General features: G+C 69.6%; 17 protein-coding genes and 1 pseudogene. 6 read left to right on the forward strand and 12 right to left on the reverse strand.

Features of this window, described 5'->3' with window-relative positions:
• Positions 1-55 precede the first annotated feature (55 nt).
• From mutS to ASD38_RS00755, 4 genes and pseudogenes are all read right to left on the reverse strand, one after another.
• A complete protein-coding gene (mutS, locus tag ASD38_RS00740; RefSeq protein ID WP_056456785.1) occupies positions 56-2,764 on the reverse strand; it encodes a DNA mismatch repair protein MutS in 2,709 nt (902 codons plus the stop codon).
• Positions 2,765-3,063: 299 nt separating this feature from the next.
• A complete protein-coding gene (dnaJ, locus tag ASD38_RS00745; protein ID WP_056436988.1) occupies positions 3,064-4,215 on the reverse strand; it encodes a molecular chaperone DnaJ in 1,152 nt (383 codons plus the stop codon).
• Positions 4,216-4,354: 139 nt separating this feature from the next.
• Positions 4,355-6,253, reverse strand: a pseudogene (gene dnaK, locus ASD38_RS00750) (molecular chaperone DnaK); the annotation flags it as partial.
• Between the two features lie 397 nt (positions 6,254-6,650).
• On the reverse strand, positions 6,651-9,263 hold the full coding sequence (locus ASD38_RS00755; protein ID WP_235523734.1) for a M1 family metallopeptidase: 2,613 nt from the start codon (positions 9,261-9,263) through the stop codon (positions 6,651-6,653).
• Between the two features lie 128 nt (positions 9,264-9,391).
• On the opposite strand from ASD38_RS00755, the gene ASD38_RS00760 reads away from it, so the two are divergent.
• Positions 9,392-10,009 (forward strand): alpha-ketoglutarate-dependent dioxygenase AlkB, encoded by a 618-nt coding sequence (locus ASD38_RS00760; protein WP_056436985.1) that lies wholly within the window; start codon positions 9,392-9,394, stop codon positions 10,007-10,009.
• Between the two features lie 193 nt (positions 10,010-10,202).
• Here the strand turns inward: ASD38_RS00760 and dnaA are convergent, their stop codons facing one another.
• The 4 genes from dnaA to mutM form a co-directional block, all read right to left on the reverse strand.
• Positions 10,203-11,687: a chromosomal replication initiator protein DnaA gene (gene dnaA / locus ASD38_RS00765; RefSeq protein ID WP_056436984.1), complete on the reverse strand. Its 1,485-nt coding sequence runs from the start codon at positions 11,685-11,687 to the stop codon at positions 10,203-10,205.
• A 416-nt stretch (positions 11,688-12,103) separates the two neighbouring features.
• Complete coding sequence (gene rpsT / locus ASD38_RS00770; RefSeq protein WP_007664810.1) at positions 12,104-12,379, reverse strand: 30S ribosomal protein S20; 276 nt, start codon at positions 12,377-12,379, stop codon at positions 12,104-12,106.
• A gap of 150 nt (positions 12,380-12,529) precedes the next feature.
• Entirely contained in the window at positions 12,530-13,318 is a 789-nt protein-coding gene (locus tag ASD38_RS00775; RefSeq protein WP_056436983.1) for an enoyl-CoA hydratase, read from the reverse strand.
• A 726-nt stretch (positions 13,319-14,044) separates the two neighbouring features.
• On the reverse strand, positions 14,045-14,908 hold the full coding sequence (gene mutM / locus ASD38_RS00780) for a bifunctional DNA-formamidopyrimidine glycosylase/DNA-(apurinic or apyrimidinic site) lyase (RefSeq protein WP_056436978.1): 864 nt from the start codon (positions 14,906-14,908) through the stop codon (positions 14,045-14,047).
• A gap of 165 nt (positions 14,909-15,073) precedes the next feature.
• Here mutM and ASD38_RS00785 point away from each other — a divergent pair, with 165 nt between their 5' ends.
• Complete coding sequence (locus tag ASD38_RS00785) at positions 15,074-15,832, forward strand: class I SAM-dependent methyltransferase (RefSeq protein ID WP_056436977.1); 759 nt, start codon at positions 15,074-15,076, stop codon at positions 15,830-15,832.
• 108 nt (positions 15,833-15,940) lie between these two features.
• Here the strand turns inward: ASD38_RS00785 and ASD38_RS00790 are convergent, their stop codons facing one another.
• Entirely contained in the window at positions 15,941-16,357 is a 417-nt protein-coding gene (locus ASD38_RS00790; RefSeq protein WP_200945985.1) for a DoxX family protein, read from the reverse strand.
• A gap of 288 nt (positions 16,358-16,645) precedes the next feature.
• On the opposite strand from ASD38_RS00790, the gene ubiB reads away from it, so the two are divergent.
• Complete coding sequence (ubiB, locus tag ASD38_RS00795; RefSeq protein ID WP_056436974.1) at positions 16,646-18,163, forward strand: 2-polyprenylphenol 6-hydroxylase; 1,518 nt, start codon at positions 16,646-16,648, stop codon at positions 18,161-18,163.
• A 298-nt stretch (positions 18,164-18,461) separates the two neighbouring features.
• Here ubiB and ASD38_RS00800 read toward each other — a convergent pair whose 3' ends face one another.
• On the reverse strand, positions 18,462-18,887 hold the full coding sequence (locus ASD38_RS00800; protein ID WP_442857006.1) for a hypothetical protein: 426 nt from the start codon (positions 18,885-18,887) through the stop codon (positions 18,462-18,464).
• Positions 18,871-19,050, reverse strand: coding sequence for a hypothetical protein (locus ASD38_RS25020; protein WP_442857007.1), 180 nt, complete (start codon positions 19,048-19,050; stop codon positions 18,871-18,873). The genes ASD38_RS00800 and ASD38_RS25020 overlap by 17 nt, the downstream gene beginning before the upstream one ends.
• 166 nt (positions 19,051-19,216) lie before the next feature.
• On the opposite strand from ASD38_RS25020, the gene coaBC reads away from it, so the two are divergent.
• The gene (gene coaBC / locus ASD38_RS00805) at positions 19,217-20,440 is read left to right on the forward strand and encodes a bifunctional phosphopantothenoylcysteine decarboxylase/phosphopantothenate--cysteine ligase CoaBC (protein ID WP_056436972.1); all 1,224 of its coding nucleotides are present in this window, start codon (positions 19,217-19,219) and stop codon (positions 20,438-20,440) included.
• Positions 20,437-20,895 carry a dUTP diphosphatase gene (gene dut, locus ASD38_RS00810; RefSeq protein WP_056436971.1) on the forward strand — a complete coding sequence of 153 codons (459 nt, stop codon included), beginning with the start codon at positions 20,437-20,439 and terminating at the stop codon, positions 20,893-20,895. Before coaBC ends, dut begins: the two co-directional genes overlap by 4 nt.
• Before the next feature lie 46 nt (positions 20,896-20,941).
• Here dut and ASD38_RS24395 read toward each other — a convergent pair whose 3' ends face one another.
• The gene (locus tag ASD38_RS24395; RefSeq protein WP_235523735.1) at positions 20,942-21,073 is read right to left on the reverse strand and encodes a hypothetical protein; all 132 of its coding nucleotides are present in this window, start codon (positions 21,071-21,073) and stop codon (positions 20,942-20,944) included.
• Positions 21,074-21,361: 288 nt separating this feature from the next.
• Here ASD38_RS24395 and ASD38_RS00815 point away from each other — a divergent pair, with 288 nt between their 5' ends.
• Entirely contained in the window at positions 21,362-22,477 is a 1,116-nt protein-coding gene (locus ASD38_RS00815; protein ID WP_056436966.1) for an HlyD family secretion protein, read from the forward strand.
• The last annotated feature ends 20 nt before the right edge of the window (positions 22,478-22,497 follow it).

Raw genomic sequence — 22,497 nt, forward strand, 5'->3', positions numbered from 1 at the left:
GTTCGCTGGAAGCCCGACCGGCCGCGGCGAAACATCACGCTTCCACTATAGGACCTCAGGCCTTGAGCAGAGCCTTAAGTCTGTAAAGCGCTTCAAGGGCCTCGCGCGGGCTCATGCCGTCGACATCCAGGTCCTCCAGCGCCGCGTCGGTGCGGCTCGGCGCCGCCATAACGGGCGCCCCGGCCGGGTTGAAGGGGGCGCTGGCCGCGAACAGCGGCAGCTCGTCCAGCTTGGCCGGCGATTCGGTCTTGCTCTCCAGGCGGTCCAGCACCTCCTTGGCGCGGGCCACGACCTGGGGCGGCACGCCGGCCAGCTTGGCCACCTGCACCCCGTAGGAGCGGTCGGCCGGGCCCGGGGCCGCCTCGTGCAGGAACACCAGGTCGCCGTTCCACTCCTTGGCGCGCAGGGACAGGTTGGAGACATGGGCCAGCCGCGTCTCCAGCGTGGCCAGCTCGTGATAGTGGGTGGCGAACAGGGCCCGGCAGCGGTTGACGTCGTGCAGGGCCTCGGCGCAGGCCCAGGCGATGGCCAGGCCGTCATAGGTGGCCGTGCCCCGGCCGATCTCGTCCAGGATCACCAGGCTGCGCGGGCTGGCCTGGGTCAGGATGGCGGCGGTCTCGACCATCTCCATCATGAAGGTCGAGCGGCCCCGGGCCAGGTCGTCGCCGGCCCCGACGCGGCTGAACAGGCGGTCGACGACGCCCAGACGCAGGCTCTTGGCCGGCACGTAGCAGCCGGACTGCGCCAGGATGGCCAGCAGGGCGTTCTGGCGCAGGAAGGTCGATTTACCGGCCATGTTGGGGCCGGTGACGATCGACAGCCGCGCCCCGGCCTCGCCGGCCGCGTCCAGGCGGCAGTCGTTGGGGGTATAGGGGTCGCCGGCCCGCTTGACGGCGGCCTCGACCACCGGGTGGCGGGCGGCGCGGGCGTCGAAGGCCAGGGACCTGTCGACGGTCGGGCGCACGGCGCCGGCGTCCTCGGCCCACTCGGCCAGGGCGGCGGCGACGTCCAGCTTGGCCAGGGCCTCGGCGGCCAGCTGGATCGGCTCGGCCAGGGCGACGGCTTCGGCGCGCCAGTCCTCGAAGGCCGCGACCTCCATGGCCAGGGCCCGCTCGGCCGCCTGGGCGATGCGGGCGTCCAGGTCGGCCAGCTCGACGGTGGTGAACCGCACCTGGTTGGCCAGGGTCTGGCGGTGGATGAAGGTCGCGTTCAGCGGCGGCTGGAACAGCGGGTCGGCCTTGCCGGCCGTGGCCTCGACGAAATAGCCCAGCACGCCGTTGTGGCGGATCTTCAGCGGCACGCCGCTTTCTTGGCACAGACGGGTCTCGAGGGCGGCCACCACCCGGCGGCTGTCGTCGCGCAGGGCGCGGGCCTGGTCCAGCTCGGGGCGGACGCCGGCGGCCACGAAGCCGCCGTCGCGCGCCAGGGCCGGCAGGTCGGGACCCAGCCCCGTCTCCAGTCGATCCAGCAGACGCGACAGGCCCTCGCGCAGCGACGGGGTCAGGGCCTTCAGCGCCGCTTCCAGCTCGGCGGGGGGGGGCGACAGCGGATCGCCCGAGCCGCCGACCATGCCGGCCAGCTTCTCGCCGGTCTTCAGGCCGTCCTTGAGGCAGCCCAGGTCGCGGGGACCGCCCCGGCCCAGGGCCAGGCGCGACAGCGCGCGGGCCATGTCGCCGGCGCCCTTGAGCACCTCGCGCAGGCGTTCGCGCAAGCTCCGGTGGTCGACGAACCACGCCACCGCGTCCAGGCGGGCGTCGATGGCGTGGGGGTCAAGCAGCGGGCGGGCCAGGCGCGAGGCCAGCATCCGGGCGCCGCCGGCGGTCACGGTGCGGTCGATGCAGGCCAGCAGCGAGCCGCTTCGATCACCGCCTTGGGTGCGGTCGATCTCCAGGCTGGAGCGGGTGGCCGGGTCGATGGCCATCACGTCGGCCTCGGCGGCGCGGCGCGGAGCCCGCAGGGCCGGCAGCTTGCCGGCCTGAGTCATCTCCAGATGGGCGGCGATCAGGCCCAGGGCCCCGATCTCGGCCGGCGACAGGCCGCCGAACCCGTCCAGGGTGTCGACGCCGTACAGCCGCTTGACGCGGGTCTCCGAGGCCTGGGGCTCGGACAGGGCCGAGGGCATGGGCTGGATCAGCCCGCCGCAGATCTTCAGGGTCTGGGACAGCTGGTCGTCCGACAGCAGGCGGTCGGCGACCAGGGTCTCGGAGGGCGCCAGGGCCGCCAGGATCGCCGCCACGGCGTCCTTGGCGACCAGGAAGCACTCGACCTCGCCGGTGGACAGCTCCACGGCCGCCACGGCCGCCTGGCCGGCCCGCACGGCCACGGCGGCCAGGCGGTTGGCGCCCCGGGCGTCCAGCAAGCCGTCCTCGGTCAGGGTGCCGGGCGTGACCACCCGGACGATGTCGCGGCGGACCACCGACTTGGAGCCGCGCTTCTTGGCCTCGGCCGGGTCTTCCATCTGCTCGCAGACGGCGACCTTGAAGCCCATGCGGATCAGCTTGGACAGATAGGCCTCGGCCGCGTGCTGGGGGACGCCGGCCATCGGGATCGGCTGGCCGTTGTGCGTGCCCCGGAAGGTCTGGCTGATGCCCAGGGCGGCGGCGGCCTTGTAGGCGTCGTCGAAGAACAGCTCGTAGAAGTCGCCCATCCGGAAAAAGATCAGGGCGTCGGGGTGCCGCGCCTTCATCTCGAAGAACTGCTGCATCACCGGGGTCGCGCCGGTGGCGTCATAGGTCTGGACGGCGGGGGAGGCGGGGGCGTTCATCGCGCCGGAAGGTACAGAGCGTCGCGCGTCGCGTTAAGGGGCATCTGCCGCGCCGCAGCGGGAATAACTTGCAAAATCTGCAAATAATTCACTCCACTCGACGGATTCAAATGGGGTTGTCATCCCGGGCGCAGCGCGCAGCGAAGACCCGGGACCGACGCCTGAGCGCAGGCGCTTCCGGCGGTCCCGGATCGGCGCGCTGCGCGCTTGTCCGGGATGACAGTGAAATTGGCCGAAAACGACGAAGGGCCCGGCGCTTGCGCTCCGGGCCCCTCTCGTATCGCGATGCGGAACGCCTTCTAGCTGCCGGTCACTTCTTCCCAGAAGCGCTTGGCCTTGCCGACGAAGTTGGCGGACTTGGGGTTCTGTTTCTCGCCGCACAGCCCGGCCAGCTCGGTCAGGAGCTCCTTTTGCCGCGTCGAGAGGTGGGTCGGGGTTTCGACGAACAGCTCGACCACCAGGTCGCCGCGCTGGCGGCTGCGCAGGGACGGCATGCCGCGGCCCTTCAGACGGACGGTCTTGCCGGTCTGCGAGCCTTCCGGGACCTTGACCGCGATCTTGCAGTTGCCGTCGCAGGCCTCGCCGCCCAGCAGGCAGGGGGCGTCGATCTCGCCGCCCAGGGCGGCCACGGTCATCGGCACCGGCACGGTGCACAGCAGGTCCAGCCCGTCGCGCTCGAACAGCTCGTGCGGGATCACCGACAGGAAGAGGTAGAGGTCGCCGCGCGGGCCGCCGCGGGCTCCGGCGTCGCCTTCGCCGGCCAGGCGGATGCGGGCGCCGTCATCGACGCCGGCGGGGACGCGCACCGACAGCACGCGCTCGCGGCGCACCTGGCCATGGCCGTGGCAGCTGGTGCAGGGGTCCAGCACCAGGCGGCCCGAGCCGCTGCAGCGGGGGCAGGCGCGTTCGACCGCGAAGAAGCCTTGGGTGGCCCGCACGCGGCCGGCGCCGCCGCAGGTGCCGCAGACCGTCGGGCTGGTGCCGGGCTTGGCGCCCGAGCCGTCGCAGACCTCGCAGGTGATGGCGGCGGGAACCTTGATCTCGACCTCGGCGCCGGCATAGGCCTGCTCCAGGGTGATCTCCAGGTCGTAGCGCAGGTCCTGGCCGCGCTGGGGACCGTTCGACTGGCGACGGCCGCCGCCGAACATCTCGCCGAACACGTCGCCAAAGACGTCGTTGAAGATGTCGCTGGCGTCGGCGCCGCCGAAGCCGCCCGGTCCGCCCTGCGCGCCGTTCACCCCGGCATGGCCGAAGCGGTCGTAGGCCGCGCGCTTCTGGGCGTCGGACAGCACCGAATAGGCTTCGTTGATTTCCTTGAACCGCGAGGAAGCGTTCTCGCAGCCGCCGTTGCGGTCCGGATGATGCTCCATCGCCATCTTGCGGAAGGCGGCCTTGAGGGCGGCGTCATCGCAGCCACGGGCCACGCCCAGGACTTCGTAATAGTCGCGCATCGTCAGGGTCGATCACTAGCCATGATGAAAAGAGAGGTGGGAGCGCTCCCGCCCGGCCGCAAGCGGCGGACGGGAGCCTTGTTCCCCAAAGGTAGGGCGGGCGAAACCGCGGTTAAGAGCTTCGCCCCGCGACCCATGGTCACGCCGACGGCTTGGAGTCGTCGACTTCCTCGAATTCGGCGTCGACGACGCCGTCATCGGCGGCGGCTTCGTCGCCGCCTTCAGCGCCCTGCTGAGCGCTGTACATCGCTTCGCCGAGCTTCATCGACGCCTGGATCAGGGCTTGGGTCTTGGCCTGGATGGCCTCGACGTCCTCGCCTTCCAGCGCCGACTTCAGATCGGTCAGGCCGGTCTCGATCGCGGTCTTCTCGGCCGCGCCGACCTTGTCGCCGTGCTCGGCCAGGGCCTTTTCGGTCGAGTGGATGATCGCCTCGCCCTGGTTCTTGGCCTCGACCAGCGCCTTCTTCTTCTCGTCCGACGCCTTGTTGGCCTCGGCTTCCTTGACCATGCGCTCGATGTCCGCGTCCGAGAGGCCGCCGTTGGCCTGGATGCGGATCGAGTGCTCCTTGTTGGTCGCCTTGTCCTTGGCGTGGACGTTGACGATGCCGTTGGCGTCGATGTCGAAGGTGACCTCGATCTGCGGCACGCCGCGCGGCGCCGGCGGAATGCCCTGCAGGTCGAACTGACCCAGGAACTTGTTGTCGACGGCCATCGGACGCTCGCCCTGGAAGGCGCGGATCGTCACGGCCGACTGGTTGTCGTCGGCGGTCGAGAAGGTCTGCGAGCGCTTGGTCGGGATGGTGGTGTTGCGCTCGATCAGCGGGGTGAACACGCCGCCCAGAGTTTCAATCCCTAGGGTCAGCGGGGTCACGTCCAGCAGCAGCACGTCCTTGACGTCGCCTTGCAGGACGCCGGCCTGGACGGCGGCGCCCAGGGCGACGACTTCATCGGGGTTCACGCCCTTGTGGGGCTCGCGGCCGAAGAAGTCCTGCACGGCTTGCTGGACCTTGGGCATGCGGCTCATGCCGCCGACCAGGATCACTTCGTCGATGTCGCTCTTCTTCAGGCCGGCGTCCTTGAGGGCCTGTTCGCACGGACCGATGGTGCGGGCGATCAGGTCTTCCACCAGGGCTTCGAGCTTGGAGCGCGACAGCTTGATGTTCAGGTGCAGCGGGCCCGACGCGTTCATCGAGATGAAGGGCAGGTTCACTTCGTACTGAGCCGTGCTGGACAGCTCCTTCTTGGCCTTTTCGGCCTCTTCGCGCAGACGCTGCAGGGCCAGCTTGTCCTTGCGCAGGTCGACGCCCTGCTCCTTCTTGAACTCGTCGGCCAGGTAGTCGACGATCCGCAGGTCGAAGTCCTCGCCGCCCAGGAAGGTGTCGCCGTTGGTCGACTTCACCTCGAAGACGCCGTCGCCGATCTCCAGGACCGAGACGTCGAAGGTGCCGCCGCCGAGGTCGTAGACGGCGATCTTCTTGCCTTCGTTCTTTTCCAGGCCGTAGGCCAGGGCGGCCGCGGTCGGCTCGTTGATGATGCGCAGGACCTCGAGGCCGGCGATCTTGCCGGCGTCCTTGGTGGCCTGACGCTGGGCGTCGTTGAAATAGGCCGGAACGGTGATCACGGCCTTGGTGACGGTCTCGCCCAGGTGGGTTTCGGCCGCTTCCTTCATCTTCTGCAGGATGAAGGCGGACACTTCCTGCGGGCTGTAGTCCTTGCCGTGGGCCTTGACCCAGGCGTCGCCGGTCGGACCCTTGACGATCTCGTAGGGGACCATGGCCTTGTCCTTGGCCACGACCGGATCGGCGAAGTTACGGCCGATCAGACGCTTGATCGCGAAAAGGGTGTTGGTCGGGTTGGTGACCGCCTGGCGCTTGGCGGGTTGGCCGACAAGGCGCTCGCCGTCCTCGAGAAAGGCGACCACCGACGGGGTGGTGCGAGCGCCCTCGGCGTTCTCGATCACCTTCGGGGTCTTGCCGTCCATGATGGCCACGCACGAATTCGTGGTGCCAAGGTCGATACCGATAATCTTGCTCATTTGACCTGCAGCTCCTGAATGGCGGACGGCGGTGACAAGGGCCTTAAGGCAAGCGCCCCGGTTTTTCTCAAGCCGTCCCCGTCTGGTCGCGTTCTAACGGTTTATCCAAAATCTCGCCGCTCAAACGATGTTCAAGCGGAAAGCGTTCGTTCAATCGAAGTTGACGAGCCCGTCAACCCCGCTTCGATGCCCGATATGGGGGATAGGCGCCAGCCTGCAAGCCCAATCCCGCATGGAATGAAGGGGAATCGTCACGTGCGACGAAATAGACCGCGCTCGAAAAAGCGCGGCCCCTTCGTCAGATAGACGCCGGAAGCGGCCCGAAAGCCTCACCTGGCGTTCGTTGAATCCGCTTTTCGAGCGGATTCGGGGCAGGCTTCGCCCCGGCGTTTTCCGGGCCTCAGCCCTGCTTGGCGACCCAGGCGGTGATCGGCGGCAGAGCCGTCTTGCGGGTCTTGATGCGGTCGGTGATCGAGGCCACCGACTTTTCGGCCTCGCCGCGCGAACCGGCCGGGAGGTTGGCGGCGGCGTAGGCGGTGACCTTGTCGATCATCGCCGGATCGGCCGAATTCCTCGCCAGCCCGGGAATGAACTTGGTGGCGGAGGCCGCGTCGACCTTGGCGTTCACCGCGTCCTTGTGGGCGACGGCGAAATCGAAGGCCATGTCGGGATGCAGGATCGCGACCCGCGAGATCATGTTGGCCGACAGGGTCTCGCCCGGCTCGTCGGTCAGGGCCAGCGCCAGGGCCTTGGCGGCCAGGGCGTCGTTCTCGGCCGAGGCCAGCTGGGTGTAGATCTGGTCGCGGATCAGCGGGGTCTTCTCGGCCTTGGCCTGCTCATGCAGCATGTCCCAGGTCGCGGCGTCGGCGTTGCGGGCCACGGTGGCCAGGATGGCCTTGCGCAGCGGGCCGGGCACGGCGGTCGGGTCGGTCTTGTCGGCGGCGTAGCGGCGCTTGGCCTCGGCGACCACCGCCGGATCGCCCAGGGCGCCCAGCGAGATGATCAGGGTCGAGCGCAGGGTGGCGACCGGACCGGCCTCGCCCGGCTTGGCCGTCCAGCCGATCTTCGCGAACGCCGGCGACAGGCGGGCGATCGCCAGCTTGCGGAAGGCGGCGCGGTCGGCCGGCGCGCTTTCGTACATGCTGTTGACGCCGGTCAGCACGCCCGCGACCTTGCCCCAGACCTGCGGATCGGCGTCGGCGGGGGTGGCCATGGCCAGGTCCAGGCCGTCGGTGACCGCCTGCTGGCCGTTCAGGCCCAGGGCCCAGGCGTCGGAGATCACGCCCAGCTGGTCGATGGCCGGCAGCTTGGCGAAGCTGGCCGAGACGCCGGCGAACGCCTTGGGCGTGTAGAGGGTGCGGAAATAGCCGGCCTGGCCGGCGTTGACGATCACCGGACCGCAGCCATCGACGCTCAGCGCGCCCTTGCCGCCCTCGACCAGGGTCTTGGCGACGCTGCTGGAGCCGGCGACCTGGGCCGAGACCGGCACGCGCCAGGCCAGGGGGGTCTTGGTCGGCTTGTCGCGGCTGTATTCGCCCTGGGTCAGGGTGACCGGGGTCTTGCCGGCCGCGCAGGCGCCGGTCTCGACCGTGATCAGCGGGATGCCCGGCTGCAGGGTGAAGTCGTGGGCGATGGCGGTGATCGGCTTGCCGGCGGCGGCCTCGACTTCCCGCCAAAGGTCGTCGGTCTGGGTGTTGCCGTGGGCGTTGGCCTTGATGTAGCGGCGCACCCCGTCACGCCAGGCGTCGGGCCCGACATAGGCCTCGAGCATGCGGATGACCGCCTCGCCCTTCTGGTAGGTGATGGCGTCGAAGGCCTGGCTGGCCTGGTCGACGGTCTCGACGTGCTGGACGACCGGATGGGTGGTCGACAGCGAGTCCAGGCCCATGGCGTATTCGCGGCCGCCGATCGCGCTCAGCTGGGTGTTCCACTCGGGGTGGAAGTGCTCGGTGGCCCGGCCCTCCATCCAGGACGCGAACCCTTCGTTGAGCCACAGATCGTCCCACCACGACATGGTGACCAGGTCGCCGAACCACTGGTGGGCCATTTCGTGGGCCACGGTGGTGTAGATGTTCTGGCGGTCGGCCTGGGTCGAGATCGCCGGATCATCCAGCAGGGCGTACTCGAAGTAGAAGATCGCGCCCCAGTTCTCCATGGCGCTGAAGAACTGGCTCTGGCCCGGGGCGGCGATGTGATCCAGCTTCGGCAGCGGGTAGGGGGCGCCGAAGTAGTCGTTGTACCACTCCAGGATCGGACCGGAGGACTTCAGGGCGAAGTCGGCCTTGGCCAGGTCGCCCTTCTTGGTGATCACGCCCATCTCGACGCCGCCGACCTTGGCGGTGGCGCGGTCGAACTCGCCGACGCCGAAGAACAGCAGATAGGTCGACATCTTCGGCGAGGTGGCGAAGGTCACCTTCGACTTGCCGCCGCCCAGGTCCTCGGTCTTGGCGACCGGCATGTTGCCGATGGCCATCTGGCCGGTCGGAACGGTGACCTGGACGTCGTAGGTGGCCTTGAAGAACGGCTCGTCCCACGAGGGGATGAAGCGGCGGGCGTCGGAATTCTCGAACTGGGTGTAGAGCGCGCGCTTCTTGCCCTGGTCGGTGTCGTAGTCCAGCGCGAACAGACCGGCGGCCTGCTTGTAGATCTTGCCGCTGTAGTCGATCGACAGCACGTGGGCGCCCTTGGCGACCGGCTTGTCGAAGGTGAAGGTGGCGGTCTGGGCCTCGGCGTCGACGGTGACCTTGGCCGCCCCCACGCCGGCCATCTCGGCCTTGGCGAAGGTCAGGTCGGCGGCCTGCAGGGTGATGGTGTTGGTCGGGGCGGCGACCTCGACGGCGATCTTCACCGAGGCGGTGAAGGTCAGCTTGTCGGCGTCGGGCGTGAAGGCCAGATCATAGTGGGTCGGAACCACGCCGCGCGGCAGCTGGGTCGTGACGTTGGCGGCGGTGATCGCGGCGGGCTTGGGCGCGGCGGGCGCGGCCAGGGCGGATCCGGCGGCGAAAACGAGCACGGCGGCAGCCGCGGAAGAGAGGAGTCGACGCATGAACGGCCCTGGATTTGCAAAATTTATTCGGCCCGCGGGCCCGACGAGCGCAAACCAACACTGTCCTGGCGCATCTGGCGCATTAAATCTCCGTAATGATTAAACCGATCAGTGTTCTGCCGGGTTTCGACCTATGGCCCGGATTGCTGGACCTCAAGGCCCAGAACGATTTGACGCGCCTGACCCTGGCCGCGTTCGAGACCGCGCCGCCGGCGAATTACGAGACCGCCTACGGCAAGGCGATGAGCGTGGCCATGACCAGCTTCGGCCCGCTGGGCTGGACCAGCGACAAGACCGGCTATCGCTATGCCGACCGCCATCCGGGCACCGGCGCGCCCTGGCCGGACATGCCCCAGGCCCTGCTCGATCTCTGGGCGGACCTGGGCGATCCGGAGACGCCGCCGGACGCCGCCCTGATCAATCTCTATCGCGGCGACGCCCGCATGGGCCTGCACCAGGACCGCGACGAGGCCGATCCGCGCTTTCCGGTGCTGTCGGTCTCGCTGGGCGACACCGCGGTCTTCCGGATCGGCGGGACCTCCCGCAAGGACCCGACCCGCTCGCTGAAGCTGTCGTCCGGCGACGTCTGCCGCCTGTCGGGGCCGGCGCGGCTGGCGTTCCACGGGGTGGACCGGATCCTGCCGGGCTCGTCCGGGCTGGTGCCGGGAGGAGGGCGGATCAACATCACGCTGAGAAGGGCGTCCGTGGCCTAAGGTCCTCCCCCTGTGGGGGAGGCGGCCGAAGGCCGGTGGGGGGAGTATTGGGCCGCTCGATCTTGAGCGCGGTCGTCTTCCGACGACTCCCCCCACCGTCGACCTCGCCGACACCTCCCCCACAGGGGGAGGGCCTAACGAAAAAGGGCCGCCCCATCGGGACGGCCCTTGATCGTCTCGAACCTCGAAACCCTTACCCGCGCAGCTTGCGGGTGATGGTCTCCAGGTCCTGGCTCAGCACCGGGTCCTCGGCGCGCAGCGCCTCGATGCGGCGCACGGCGTGCAGGACCGTGGTGTGGTCGCGGCCGCCGAACCGCCGGCCGATGTCGGGCAGCGAACGGGTGGTCAGCTGCTTGGCCAGCCACATGGCCGCCTGACGCGGACGGGCGATGGCGCGGTTGCGGCGCTCGCTGAGCAGGTCGACCTGCTTCATGCCGTAGTGCTCGGACGTGGCCTTCTGGATGTCGTCGATGGTGATGCGCTTCTCGCCGGCCCGCAGGTGCGGACGCAGGATCGCCTGGACCTCGTCCAGGGTCAGGCGCGAGACGCCTTCGCCGGCCCGGGCCGACAGGGTGTTGAGCGCGCCTTCCAGCTCGCGGACGCTGTCGGTGAAGCGGTCGGCCAGGAAGTTCAGCACCTCGGGGCGCATCGTCGGCTCGAAGCCGTGCTGGCGCGACAGCGCCTGCAGCTTGCGGTCCAGGATGCCCAGGCGCAGGGCGCGGTCGGCCGGCTCCAGGCCGCAGACCAGGCCCGCCGACAGGTGCGACCGCAGGCGGGCGTCCATCTCGGTCATCGCCGCCGGGGCGCGGTCCGAGGAGAACACCACCCGGCGGCCGTCCTCGACCAGGGCGGTCAGGGTGTGGAACAGCTCTTCCTGGCTCGACTGCTTGCCGGCGATGAAGTGCACGTCGTCGATGATCAGCAGGTCGGCGCCGCGCAGCTCTTCCTTGAAGGCCGCGGTCTGGCGATCCATCACCGCCCGCACGAAGGTCGACAGGAAGCGCTCGGCGGTCAGATAGACCACCCGCTTGGTCGGGGCCTGGCGCATGGCCTCCCAGGCCAGGGCGTTGAGCAGGTGGGTCTTGCCGAAGCCGTAGGGGCCGTGGAACAGCACCGGATTGAAGTGGCCGTCGGCCCAGCTGGCCACGCGGCGCGCCACGGCGTGGGCGAATTCGTTGGCCGGACCCGGCACGAAGGTGTCGAACGTGAAGCGTTCCTGCAAACCTTGGACGGGAGAAGGCTTGGCGCCGTTGGTCGGGGCCAGGGCGGGACTGTCGCTGGACACCGGCAGCACGATCTCGATCGGCTCGGCCTTGGCTTCGTAGCCGGCCGCGGCGGAGCCGCCCGAAGCGCCGTGGGCGGCCTCGAATTCCAGACGCGACTTGAGATCCAACCGGCGCGAGGTGGGATCGTTGGCGGCCCACAGCTCGCTGACCCGGCGCCAGGCGCTGCGGCGAATCCAGTCGCGCGCGATCCCGGTCGGCGTCACCACCACCACATCACCAGCCTGGCCTTCACGCAGCGCGGCGGGCGCGATCCACGAGCCGAAAGCCGCGTCGCCCAACTCGCGTTTCAAGACCAGACACACCTTGCCCCAGACGACGCCCGCGGGTTCGCAGGCGACCGTCGAAAACGCAGCCGAAAACTCTTGGCTCACTACCCCGCCCTTGATCGTCATCGGTCACCGCCTCGGTATATGTCGTATGTCCCCGATCGCCGCCCCCCATGGCGTACGACCGTGCCTCAAGCCTCGTTGCCCAGCAGACACAGGGGGTTGATCGGCGAACGCAAGGGTTCGGCCGCCGCCAGTGATCTCCATGGACTGGAAGAGCGTTGAGACGCTTAAACTAGCCAGCGGCCTCCGCCGGTCAAACGGAAAACTTGCGTCCGTCGGCGGATATTTCTGTTGACTCGACAGACGTCCTCGCCCGCCAAGGGAATGCTATTTCGGAGCCCCGCGTTCACCCAGCGGAATGTCCCGTGGACAATCTTCAGTTTGAAAAAGGGCAATAGAAAAAGCCGACCGAGTTTCCTCGATCGGCTTTCCTAAGTCTTTGATTTCGCTAACCGAACAGCGTTCGGCGAGAATCTGGATTAGGCAGCGGCCTGATCAAGCTTCTTCAGGCGAGCCGCCAGGCGCGAAACCTTGCGCGAGCCGGTGTTGGGGTGGACGACGCCCTTGGAGACGGCGCGCATCAGTTCCGATTGCGCTTCGATGAAAGCGGCCTTGGCGACGGCGGCGTCGCCGGCGGCCAGGGCGTCTTCAAACTTGCGCAGGAAGGTGCGCACGCGCGAGCGGCGAGCGGTGTTCACTTCGGTGCGGCGAGCGATCTTGCGGATCGCTTTCTTGGCGCCGGGATTATTGGCCATTAGTTCGGACCTTCAAACGGACAGCCGCGCGGGCGGCCGCGAAGCAGGAGAAATCAAGAGCGCGCGGATATACGGGAACGGCCGCCCGGGGTCAATCCACAGACGGGCCAGAATCTCGCCTGCCATCTCACGTCCTTGTCAAACGGACGTTCACGACCCCTTGAACGCCGGTTTGCGCTTCTCGACGAAGGCGGCCATGCCTTCCTTCTGGTCGTCGAAGGCGAACAGCGAGTGGAACAGGCGCCGTTCCAGCTGCACGCCCGTGCTCAGCGTGGTCTCATAGGCGGCGTTGACCAGCTCCTTGTTCATCGCCGTGGCCAGCGGCGACTGGGCGGCGATCTTGGCGGCCACGGCCAGGGCCTGGTCGACCAGGCTGTCGGCCGGGAAGATCCGCGACACCAGCCCGGACCGCTCGGCCTCCTGGGCGTCCATCATCCGGCCGGTCAGGATCATGTCCATGGCCTTGGACTTGCCGACCAGGCGCGTCAGGCGCTGGGTGCCGCCGATGCCGGGGGCGACGCCGAGATTGATCTCGGGCTGGCCGAACTTGGCCGTGTCGGCGGCCAGGATGAAGTCGCACATCATCGCCAGCTCGCAGCCGCCGCCCAGGGCGTAGCCGGCCACCGCGGCGATGATCGGCTTGCGGGTGCCCTCGATGGCCCGGGCCCCGGCGGCGAAGAAGTCGTCCTTGAACATCTGGGCGTAGGACTTGTCCGACATCTCCTTGATGTCGGCCCCGGCCGCGAAGGCCTTGGCCGAGCCGGTGATGACGATGCAGCCGACCGCGTCGTCGGCCTGGGCCGCCGCCAGGGCCTGGGCCAGCTCGGCCAGCAGGGCGGTGTTCAGCGCGTTCAGGGCCTCGGGCCGGTTCAGGCGGATCAGGGCCACGCCGGGCGCGGCCTCCGGGGTCTCGACGATCAGGGTCTGGTACGCGGCCATCGACGGGTCTCCTGTTGAGCGCCGCCTTTATAGAGGGCGCGGCGGCGTTGGGGAGTCCCTGGGTCTCGCAGTGGATGATCGTCGGGTTGGCGGAGGTCGGCTTTCGACCCGTTGCGGACATTGGGTCGCGCCCACCAAAACCCTCTCTCTTAGAGAGAGGGAGGGGCCCATGGCGAAGCCATGGGAGGGTGAGAGGTTACATTCTCACCGAATGAAGCGCAGTTGTTCAGTTGGTCTTCGGGCAGCTGCTCGATCCCCAGCGGCGGCCCTGGTGGGCTTTCTCCGAAATCTTGAGGGCGCAGTTGAACGGGTTGGGGTTTTCCGGTCAGCGATGAAACCTCTCACCCTCCCACCGCTTCGCGGCGGGCCCCTCCCTCTCTCAAAGAGAGAGGGTTCTCAAGGTCCGACATCCACCCATCTCGGACATCTGAAACGTCCGCTAGGCGCAAGCCCCCATCCGCCCCGGATGCGGCCACGCCTTAAAGCCTTGGTGGATCGGAGCTCTGGGGTCTGACCGAGTCAAGGACGGCGCGTCGCGCCGCCGCGACGCGGCCGCCAGAGGCGGTCCTTGACTCGGTCAAACCCCAGAGCACGCTGGCAGCCAAGGTTTCAAGGCGCGGCCTCGCCGCCGCGGGCGGTCTTTCAACCGCTTCTCCGTCCGTCATCCTCGGACTTGTTCCGAGGATGACCAGTGTTAGAGACAGGCCGCGGGGCGTCGACGGCGCCCTACACCTGGCACACCGGGCAGAAGAACGTCGACCGTCCCGCCTGGACCTCGCGGGCGATCACGCCCTTGCAGCCGGGCGTGGGGCAGGGCTGGCCCTCGCGGTCGTAGACCCGGAAGCGGTGCTGGAAATAGCCCAGGGCCCCGTCGGCCGCCGCGAAGTCCTTCAGGGACGAGCCGCCCACCTCGACGGCCTCGGCCAGCACGTCCTTGATCGCCGTGGTCAGCGGCCCCAGCCGCTTGCCGGCGATCATCCCCGCCGGTTTGAACGGCGAGATATGGGCCCGGTGCAGGGCCTCGCACACATAGATATTGCCCAGGCCGGCGACGGTCTTCTGGTCCAGCAGCAAGGTCTTGGGGCCCTGCTTGCGGCCGTTGAAGGCGGCGACCAGGGTCTTGGCGTCGAAGCCCTCGCCCAAGGGCTCGGGGCCCATGGTCGCGAACCAGGGGTGGCGGTCGACGCGGTCGGTGGCGATCAGGTCCATGAAGCCGAAGCGGCGGGGGTCATGATAGGTGACCACCGCGCCCGCCTCGGTCTCGAAGATCACATGGGCGTGCTTGTCGTCGGGCGTGACCTCGCGGGCGAAGTCGCCGGGGCGGATCGAACCTTCCGGGGCGGCGATCTCGAAACGCCCGGTCATGCCCAGATGCATCACCAGGGTGTCGCCACGATCCAGCGGGGCCAGCAGGTATTTGGCCCGGCGGTCCAGCGCCAGAATCCTGGCCCCGGTCAGCCGCTGGACGAAGCCGTCGGGCAGGGGAAAGCGCAGGTCGGGACGGTTGGCGCGCACGCGGGCCAGGCGCGCGCCGCTCAGCACCGGCTCCAGGCCGCGGCGCACGGTCTCGACTTCGGGCAGTTCGGGCAAGGGGAACCTCGACTAGGGCGTGAGGGGCCAGATATCGGTCATCGCGCGCGCGGTTCCTAGGGCGGCCTGCGCAAAACCGGTGACGGACAAGCGCGGGCGGTTATAAGAGCCCAACCACCGCGGGCTGGCCCCGGACGATTTCGAGCGCCAAATTCGAGCAATGACATGACCAAGGCCTCCGCCACCTTCGGATTCAAGGACGTCGACGCCTCGGCCAAGGCCGGCCTGGTGCGCGGCGTGTTCGACCGGGTCGCCAAGAACTACGACCTGATGAACGACGTGATGAGCGGCGGGGTGCACCGGCTCTGGAAGGACGCGGTCGCCGCGCGCCTGAACCCGCAGCCGGGCGAGATCATCATCGACTGCGCCGGCGGCACCGGCGACATGGCCCGCCGCTTCGCCAAGATGACCCGGGCGGCCCAGGAGCGGCGCGGCGGTCCCGACGCCCTGATCAACATCATCGACTACAACGCCGAGATGATCGGCGCGGGGATCGAGAAGGGCGGCGCGCCCGAGATCACCTGGACGGTCGGCGACGCTCAACGCTTGCCGCTGCCCGACGCCTATGCCGACGCCTATGTGATCTCGTTCGGCATCCGCAACGTCACCGACATCGACGCGGCCCTGCGCGAGGCGCGGCGGGTGCTGAAGCCCGGCGGCCGGTTCATCTGCCTGGAGTTCTCCAAGCCGGTGACCGAGGCCCTGGCCAAGGCCTATGACGCCTACTCCTTCAAGCTGATCCCGCAGTTCGGCGAGTGGCTGGCCAAGGATCGCGACGCCTATCAGTACCTGGTCGAGAGCATCCGCCGCTTCCCCGACCAGAAGACCTTCGCGGGGATGATGGAGAACGCCGGCTTCAAGCGGGTGACGATCACCAACTTCACCGGCGGCGTCGCGGCGATGCACCAGGGCTGGGCGCTGTAGGGGTTCGGGCGGGCGCGCTTCAGAGCGCCCTGATCCCGACGCCGCCGAATTTCACGACGCCGGCGCCGTAGTGCAGCGCGATGGGCGGTTTCGTAGCTGGGATCGAGCCTAGGCGGCGGATTCGCCGCGACGCCGTAGCAAGGCGAGGGCCCGCCGCGGATCCGGCGAGCGGACCGCGGCCAGGGGCCCATCCCCCGCGACGACCTGAACGCCAAGGAGCGCCAACCAAACCAGCGGCAGTTCAGCTCCGGCCTTGGTGAAAAAGAAGCCCTTGCGCGCCATCCAGAAGTGGGCCGCTCCTAACATCATCGGCATGGCGTAGAGCGCGACGTATCGGGTCAGCACGCCCGGGATCAGAAGCAGGGCGCCCGCGAGCTCCGCCGAAAGGACGTAGGCGGGCACAAAGGCCGGATATCCGGCCCTGAGCAGGTTTCCCCACCAAGCCTCCACCCCGCCCGGAAAGATCACGACCTTCCAATAGAGATGGGCGATGAACAGCGAGCCGAGAAGCACACGGACCAGCAACGCTCCCCTCTCGGGCGCTGGCGCGCCCGGCGACCGTGCATCTCGCATCTTCCGCCCCCGATCGCACCCGCGCGCCGTCTCCGAAATAACACCACGCGGCCAGGGCTCGCAACGGGCCGAAGGACGGACTCCCTTCCTCCCGGGAAGGCTTTCGCGCACCGCTTTTCGCGGCGCGCGGCCGGTCGCCGGTGAAAGCGGCCTTGACCGGAGCGCGCGGAGCGGGCTTTCAGGCCGGGACATGAGCTTTTTCCCAGCCGCCCGCCGTCCGTCGATCGAGATCCTCGCCGCATGAGCCGGATCGCCGCGTTCCCGCGCCTGATCGCCGCCGGCTGGGCCCTGGTCCGGGCCGACGCGCTGATCCCACGCGAGGTCGAGCCCGTCCTGCCGCCTTCGGCGCTGTGGGCGGGGCGCGCCTTGCGGCTGTTCGCCGGCGGGGCCGCGCGCCAGGGCCGGCCGGGCGAGCGCCTGGCGCGGGTGCTGGAGCGCGAGGGTCCGGCGGCCATCAAGATGGGCCAGTTCCTGTCGACCCGGGCCGACATCTTCGGGACCCAGTTCGCCGAGGACCTGTCGCACCTGAAGGATCGCCTGCCGGCCTTCCCGCTGGAGGTCGCCAAGGCCGAGGTCGCGCGCGGCCTGGGCCGGCCGCTGGACACGCTCTACGCCAGCTTCGAGGCCTCGATCGCCGCGGCGTCCTTGGCCCAGGCCCATTCGGCGACCTTGCTGGACGGGACCCGCGTGGCCGTGAAGGTCCTGCGGCCGGGCATCGAGCGGCAGGTGACGCGCGACAGCGCCGCCCTGCGCCTGGCCGCCGACCTGGCCGAGCGGCTTGTTCCCGCCGCCCGCCGCCTGCGGCCGCGCCAGTTCGTCGAGGTGGTGATCCGGGCGTTGGACCTGGAGCTGGACCTGCGGTTCGAGGCCGCCGGCTGCGCCGAACTGGGCGAGGCCATGAAGCTCGACCCCTATATGCGCGCGCCCGACGTGGTGTGGGACGGGGTCGGCAAGCGGTTCCTGACCCTGACTTGGGCGTCGGGCCTGGCCCTGTCGGACCCGGCCGCCCTCGAACAGCCGGGCCTGGACCGCAAGGCCCTGGCCGAGGCGGTGACCCGCGGCTTCCTGGCCCAGGCCCTGGACCACGGCCTGTTCCACGCCGACCTGCACGAGGGCAATCTGTTCGTCGGCGCCCCAATTCAGGGAGGGGGGGCCTCGATCGTCGCGGTCGACTACGGCATCCTGGGCCGCCTGGGTCCGGCCGAGCGCAAGTACCTGGCCGAGATCCTGTACGGCTTCCTCAATCGCGACTATCCGCGCGTGGCGGCGGTCCATTTCGACGCCGGCTACGTGCCCGCCCACCAGGACCGCGACGCCTTCGCCCAGGCCCTGCGGGCGGTGGGCGAGCCGGTGTTCGGCCGCGACGCCAGCGACGTCTCGATGGGCCGGCTGCTGGCCCAGCTGTTCGAGATCACCGCCCTGTTCGACATGGCCCTGCGGCCGGAACTGGTGCTGCTGCAGAAAACCATGGTCACGGTCGAGGGCGTGGCCCGCCGCATCGACCCGACCCACGACCTGTGGGCCGCCGCCGATCCGGTGGTGCGCCGCTGGATCGCCCGCGAACTGTCGCCGGCCGCCAAGGTCCGCGAGTTCACCGACGAGGCCGTGCGGGCGATCCGCGCCCTGGCCCGACTGGCCGAGGCGCCGCCCGTCCCGGTCGCCGTCGTCGAGCGGCGGCCCGCCCAGCCGCTGCTGTGGTTCCTGGCCGGCGCGGCGGTGGCGGCCTTGGCCTTCGCCGCGGGGGCGTGGCTGGTCTAGGGGCGGGGTTCACACTCTTGCCCTAGGCTTACGCCGCACGCTCGCGAGCGCCCTGCCGGCGCGCCGTCGGACATTTTACCCCCTCACCCTCCCACGCTTCGCGCGGGCCCCTCCCTCTCCCCATGGGAGAGGGTTTCGGTGAGGTGCTCAGACCTTTACCAAGCTCGCCCTGGGGCGGCGTGGTCGCCGCCCCAGGGTCCCGGTCGCCCGCCAGGCCAACCGGGAAACGAAGGAAAGACGCGGTGGGGCCGTTCGTCTTGCCTTCGGCGCCTCCCCCAAGGCGCGCTCGAACGATGATCTAGCTGTCGCCGGCGCCGGGCGTCCGATCTCGAGACGCGGTGGTCCGTCGGCCCTGGCCCGCCTTCTGGGTCGCCCAATAGGCCGCGCCGTCGTCGGGCTTGAACATCGTGCGCGGCGCGCCCGCCTTGGTGACCACCGCGAAGACGTTGTCCCTGGGGTCGTAGATCAGGGTGTCGCCGTTGGCGCGCGTCAGGGTCTCCGCTCCAGCCGGCGGATGACCGACGAAGGCGTGGGTCTTGCGGACATAGTCGTCGACGTCGGCGGCGGCGAAATCCGCGCCATAGCGCTCGAAACCCCGCTGGGCGTTCTCCTCGGCCGTCCGCGTGCGGTTGGCCGCCCACATCGGCTTGCCCGCCACCTTGCGGACCGGCGCGTCGCGCGGATCGGGCCGGGACGCCGGCGCGCTGTCATAAGCCCCCCCCATTGAAGGATTGGGCCTCGCGGTCCGAAGCCGGCTGGACCGCCGAGGCGACATCGCCCGCCTTGGGCGCCTTCACCGCGGAGGCCCCGCCGTCGCAGGCCGCGACGCTCAGGGTCAGGCCGACAACCGCCAGGGCGGAAAGCCAGGACGCACGCCGTACCGTCATGATCGATCTCCGAGCTTTTCCTCTACTTTGACGATTAAGAACGAAGACGGAACGCATGTCGAGTCCCTGTTAAGGTTTTTGCGCGAGGGGGCTTACGCTGGACGTCGCGTCGCTCTATGCGCCTGATGACGCCCCCTCGGGGGCGAGACGCGCCGGAGGCCGACACATGACCGACTCCACTCCCCTTGGCCGAGTTCTTCTGATCGTCGGCGGCGGCATCGCCGCCTACAAGGCGCTGGAGCTGACGCGGCTGCTGCGCAAGGCCGGTGTCGGCGTGCGGCCGATCCTGACCAAGTCGGGCGCCGAGTTCGTCACCGCCCTCTCGCTTGCCGCCCTCTCGGAAGACAAGGTCTATAGCGACCTGTTCTCGCTGACCGACGAGGCCGAGATGGGCCATATCGAACTGTCGCGCTCGGCCGACCTGGTGGTGGTGGCCCCGGCGACCGCCGACCTGATCGCCAAGGCGGCCAACGGCCTGGCCGGCGACCTGGCGTCCACCACCTTGCTGGCCACCGACAAGCCGGTGTTGATGGCCCCGGCCATGAACGTGCGGATGTGGCTGCACCCGGCGACCCAGCGCAACCTGGCGACCCTGAAGGCCGACGGCGTGCTGTTCGTCGGCCCCGACGAGGGCGCCATGGCCTGCGGCGAGTTCGGCCCGGGCCGCCTGGCCGAGCCGCCGGTGATCTTCGAGGCGATCATGGCCGCTTTGGAAGGTCCCGCCGCCCGTTCCCAAAAAGGGGGCCCGCTGGCCGGGAAGCACGCCCTGGTCACCGCCGGCCCGACCTTCGAGCCGATCGACCCGGTGCGCGGCATCACCAACCGCTCCAGCGGCCGGCAGGGCTACGCGATCGCCGGCGCCCTGGCCAGGCTGGGCGCGCGGGTGACCCTGGTCAGCGGTCCCGTGTCCCTGCCGACCCCGCCGGGCGTCGACCGCGTCGACGTCGAGACCGCCCGCGACATGCTGGCCGCCTGCCAGGCCGCCCTGCCCGCCGACGTCGGCGTGTTCGTGGCCGCCGTCGCCGACTGGCGCATCGACGAGGTGTTCGGCGTCAAGCTGAAGAAGGACAAGGGCGGCCCGCCGGCCCTGACCTTCGTCGAGAACCCGGACATCCTGGCCACGCTGTCGGCCTCCGGGCCGAAGCGGCCGAAACTGGTGATCGGCTTCGCGGCCGAAACCAACGACGTCGAGGCCCATGCCCGCGCCAAGCTGGCGCGCAAGGGCTGCGACTGGATCATCGCCAACGACGTCACCGAGCCCGGCGTGATGGGCGGCGACGAGAACGCCGTCCTGCTGATCTCCAAGGACAAGACCGAACGCTGGACGCGGGCCGCCAAGGACTCCGTGGCCCACGACCTCGCCCAACGCATAGCCGAGAGCCTTTCATGACCACCCCGCACATCCCCGTCGTCCAACTGGCCCATGCCGAGGGCCTGCCCCTGCCCGCCTACGAAACCAACGGCGCGGCCGGCATGGACCTGCGGGCGGCGGTGGCCGAGGACGCGCCCCTGGTGCTGAAGCCGGGCTCGCGCTTCATGGTCCCCACCGGCCTGGCCTTCGCCGTGCCGCTGGGCTTCGAGGCCCAGGTGCGGCCGCGCTCGGGCCTGGCCGCCAAGGCCGGCGTCACCTGCCTGAACACCCCCGGCACCATCGACAGCGACTATCGCGGCGAGGTGAAGGTGATCCTGATCAATCTGGGCGAGGAGGATTTCACGATCCGCCGGGGCGACCGCATCGCCCAGCTGGTGATCGCGCCGGTGGTCCAGGCCTCTTGGGGCCTGACGACCAGCCTGGACGAGACGGCGCGCGGCGCGGGCGGTTTCGGCTCGACCGGCGGACGCTGAGATCCGGCCCGAGGCGTGAGGGGCGGCGGCGACCAGCCGCCGCGCGTCATCCCGCGTGCAGGGCCGGCGACATCATCAGATAGCCGCCGAAGCCGGCCGCGAAGGCGGCGGCCGCCAGCCACAGGACGGGGCGGAACATCGAGAGCGGGCCGCTACGGGCGTTCATCGGGGCGTTCATGGGCGCTTCCTGGGCGACGGCGCGGAGCGAACAGCCCGCACCTGGAAATACGCGCGCGCGGCTCCCCCGGTTGCGCCGGCGCGAAAAGATTAAGGGGTGATTCGCCCTCCACGAGAAACCCCGGGAACAACACGCTCAAGCAATGTCCGGGCGCGCGGGGCGGACGGCGCCGATCTTTTGCCGCGGTCCCGGTTGATTTTTGGACGGTTGCGTCCATTTATCCCCTTGTCCGGGACGACGGTCCGATATATCGCCCGGGTCACTGGATTGTTTCAGGATTCTAAGTCCATGGCCGCCGCGTCGAAGAAGCTTGTTCCCCTGATCGTCGGCGGCGTGGCCGCCACGGCGCTGGTCGTCGGCGGCGGCCTGTGGTTCGTCGACAAGCAGCGCTACGAAACCACCGACAACGCCTTCGTCCAGGCCGACACCGTGCAGGTCAGCCCGCAGGTCTCCGGCTATGTCGCCGAGGTGCTGGTGGCCGACAACCAGCGGGTCGAGGCCGGCCAGGTCGTCGCCCGCATCGATCCCGCGCCGCTGCAGGCCAAGCTGGACCAGGCCATCGCCAACGCCCAGGCCCTGGAAGCCGCCATCAAGGGCGTCGACGACAAGGCCGCCCTCGAACAGGCGATGATCGCCCAGCGGGCCGCCGGCGTCGCCAGCGCCCAGGCCGACCAGGGCCGCGCCAAGGCCGACCTGATCCGCTACGACGCCCTGGCCAAGCAGGGCTGGGTCTCGGCCCAGAAGGTCCAGACCACCCAGGCCGGCGCCGCCCAGTCGGCCGCCGCCGTCCAAAGCGCCCAGGCCGCCCTGGAAGCCGAACGCCGCACCGCTCAGTCCCTGGGCTCGGCCCGCGCCCAGACCGTGGCCCAGGCCGCCGCCGCCCGCGCCGCGGTCGAACAGGCCCGCATCGACCTGGACCGCACCGTGATCCGCGCGCCCGCCGCCGGCGTGGTCGGGGCCCGCGCCGTGCGTCCTGGCCAGCTGGTCCAGCCGGGCGTGGCCCTGATGTCGATCGTGCCGGTCGGCCAGGGCTACATCGTCGCCAATTTCAAGGAGACCCAGGTCAGCCGCCTGCGGGTGGGCCAGCCGGTCGAGATCAAGGCCGACGCCTTCGGCAAGTCGGTGATTCACGGCAAGCTGGACAGCTTCGCCCCGGCCACCGGCCAGGAGTTCGCCCTGATCCCGGTCGAGAACGCCGTGGGCAACTTCACCAAGATCACCCAGCGGCTGCCGGTGAAGATCGTCGTCGAGAAATCGGCGCTGGGCTCGGCCCTGCGTCCCGGCCTGTCGGTCGACGTCAAGGTCGACGTGCGCGACCGCTCGGGCCCGAGCTTCGCCCAGGCCGGCCTGCCCGACGCCGGCCAGTACGCCCAGAAAAGTCAGGCGGGAGGCCAGGCGCGCTAAGGCGCCCCGGTCCGGATCCC

The organism is Caulobacter sp. Root487D2Y (assembly GCF_001427165.1).
Lineage (GTDB): Bacteria > Pseudomonadota > Alphaproteobacteria > Caulobacterales > Caulobacteraceae > Caulobacter.